The organism is uncultured Enorma sp. (assembly GCA_905210055.1).
Lineage (GTDB): Bacteria > Actinomycetota > Coriobacteriia > Coriobacteriales > Coriobacteriaceae > Enorma.
On the sequence record CAJLVH010000185.1, the window covers coordinates 1 to 2,844 of the forward strand.

Annotated in this window: 3 protein-coding genes and 1 pseudogene; all 4 read left to right on the forward strand. The window is 64.6% G+C overall.

Features of this window, described 5'->3' with window-relative positions; translation table 11 throughout:
* Positions 1 to 361 (forward strand): YitT family protein (locus QZ079_RS08935; RefSeq protein WP_297037502.1); only part of this gene is annotated, 361 nt, incomplete at its 5' end.
* 176 nt (positions 362 to 537) lie between these two features.
* The gene (locus tag QZ079_RS08940) at positions 538 to 1,440 is read left to right on the forward strand and encodes a transketolase (RefSeq protein ID WP_297037503.1); all 903 of its coding nucleotides are present in this window, start codon (positions 538 to 540) and stop codon (positions 1,438 to 1,440) included.
* A 3-nt stretch (positions 1,441 to 1,443) separates the two neighbouring features.
* Complete coding sequence (locus QZ079_RS08945; RefSeq protein WP_291290108.1) at positions 1,444 to 2,370, forward strand: transketolase family protein; 927 nt, start codon at positions 1,444 to 1,446, stop codon at positions 2,368 to 2,370.
* A 284-nt stretch (positions 2,371 to 2,654) separates the two neighbouring features.
* Positions 2,655 to 2,844, forward strand: a pseudogene (locus QZ079_RS08950) (cell division ATP-binding protein FtsE); the annotation flags it as partial.

Consider the following 2,844-nt stretch of genomic DNA (forward strand, 5'->3'; position numbering starts at 1 on the left):
CTCCGCTCCGGTTTTCTCGCTCGAGCAGGCGCTGTACGCGGCGCTCGCCATGGTGCTCATGGGTTACGTGGTGGATATCGTGGTCGATGGCGGCAACCGCCAGCGCGCTGCGTTCATCGTGTCCGACGCATGGGAGGACATCAAGCAGGGCATCTTCGACGAGCTCGATCGCGGCTGTACCGAGCTCATGGCGCGCGGCGGTTACACCGGCAAGGATCGTCCGGTCATTCTACTCATTACGAGCAGGAGCGAGGTCACGCTCGTGAAGACCATCGTTTACGAGTACGACCCCAACGCCATCATCATGTTTACCGACGTGAGCGAGGCCATCGGGTATGGCTTCAAGGAGTTCACGGTATAGGCGCATGTGCCATAACCAGGCGCATCTGCCATAATCCCTGGGGTATTTATACATGCCCGCGCCGAGCGCGGCGCGTTGCGAAAAGATGGTGCAGGAGCATCGTTTGGCCGCGTGACGCGTCGCAGCTGGTATGATTGGTCTCGTCATAGGGGGACCTCTCATACGAAGGGATGGACATGGCAACAGATCAGCTCAGGAGCGCGTGCGTGCGAAGCGATGCGGAGATCGCCCTTATCGCGAATCGCATGCGCCGCGACGAGATCGAGATGCTCGCGTCGGCGGGCAGCGGGCACCCGGGCGGGTCGCTTTCCGCGACGGACATCATGGCGACACTCTTCTTTTCCGGCGCGCTCGGCTACGATCCGGCAGATCCGGAGAACCCCGCGCGCGACCGCTTCGTGCTCTCGAAGGGTCACGCCGCCCCCGTGCTCTATGCCACTCTCGCGCAGATCGGCTACCTCCCGCATGAGGAGCTCGTCACGCTCCGCAAGCTCGGCAGCCGTCTGCAGGGTCATCCCGATTGCCACCTCTGCCCCGGCGTAGAGGTCTGCTCCGGCTCGCTCGGCCAGGGGCTTTCGATCGCGTGCGGCATGGCCATGGGCCTCGCGCTCGACGCTGCGCGCGATGGTTCCGAGCCTCAGCGCGTGTTCGTGCTCACGGGTGATGGCGAGCTCCAGGAGGGTCAGAACTGGGAGGCCGCGATGTTCGCCGGCCACCGCAAGATCGACAACCTCATCGCTATCGTCGACAGCAACAACCTGCAGATCGACGGTCATGTGAGCGATGTCTGCGCCGTGCAGCCGCTCGATGAGAAGTTCCGTGCGTTCGGCTGGAATGTCATCGTGCTCGAGAACGGCCACGATATCCCGGCGATCCGCGCGGCGCTCGAAGAGGCGGTCGCAACGCAGGGCGCGCCGTGCGCCATCATCTGCCCCACCATCAAGGGCAAGGGCGTCTCCTTCATGGAAGATCAGGCCAACTGGCACGGCGTGGCGCCGAATGCCGAGGAAGCAGCGCGTGCGCTGGAGGAAATCGATGCAGCAGCCGAGGCACTCGCTGCCGTGGCAAAGGAGGCGTAAGCGATGGCAAAGGCAACGCGCGCAGCCTTCGGCGAGACCCTGGTGAAGCTCGTCGAAGAGGGCATGGACATCATGGCGGTGGACGCGGACCTGTGCGGCTCCACCACGACGGCGAAGCTCGGCGCCGCCTATCCCGACCGCCTGGTCGACGTGGGCATCGCGGAGCAGAACATGATCGGCGTCGCAGCCGGCCTCTCGCTTACCGGGCGCACGGTCTTCACGGGTTCGTTCTCCGTGTTCGGCACTGGTCGCTGCTGGGAGCAGATCCGCAACACCGTATGCGATTCCGGTCTCAACGTGAAGATTTGTCCCACGCACTCCGGCATCACCGTGGGTGCCGACGGCGCGACGCACCAGATGCTCGAGGATATCGCGCTCATGCGCGTGCTCCCCGGCATGCGCGTGCTCGTTCCCGCTGACTATGCGAGCGCCGCGGCGGCGATTCGCTTCGCGGCGAAGACCCCCGGCCCTGTCTACGTGCGCCTTGGGCGCGAGCCGCTGCCCGAGGTCTACGATGAGAGCTTCACCTGCGCCCTCCCGTTTGCGGGCGTTCCGCGCGAGGGCACCGACATCTCGATCATGGCGTGCGGCGTCGAGGTCGCGCACGCGCTCAAGGCTGCCGAGCTGCTTGCCGAGGAGGGCATCTCCGCCGAGGTCGTCGACGTTTTCAGCGTGAAGCCGCTCGATGAGGAGACGATCATCGCCTCCGCCGCGAAGACGGGTCGCGTGCTCACCGTCGAGGAGCACAGCATCTATGGCGGCATGGGTTCCGCTGTGGCCGAGCTGCTCTCCGAGAAGCATCCCGTGCCGGTGTCTCGCCTGGGGCTCAGCACGTTCGGTCAGTCCGGCAGTGCCGCCGAGCTGCTCGCGTACTATAAGCTCGATGCCGCTGGCATCGTCGAGCGCGCGAAGGAGCTGCTCGGGAAGTAGGGCAGCGCCGTCCGGCCTAGGATTTCACTCCACTGAAGCGCCTTTTTCGACAGAATCGCCTCTCTACGGGGCGATTCTGTCGTATAAGGGCGATTCAGTGAGAACTGCCTGCCGAAAACCGCGTGCGGTGGACAAGCGCCAGGGGTTGTCGTTGCCTGTTCACTGCGCCTTTTCTGTGTGCGTGCGCTCTTCCTGCTAAAATAATCCCCGTATGTACCTCAATCGCACGACTTGGAGGAGCTGCAGTGGGCAACCACTTCCGTACACCCGAAGAGGGGCGGGACATGGCGCCGGTGAACGTACCGGATCCCGCTTCCCACTTCGCGTATTCCTCGCCCGCCGAGGACTCGCAAGCGTCCCTGTTCAACCAAACGGCATATGATGCCCCCGCCGAGGCCACGCCTGCTGGCGACCCGTTCGCTTATCAGCCCGAGGTTGCGGCGCCGTCGCAGGCCGATCGGTTCGCCAGCGTTC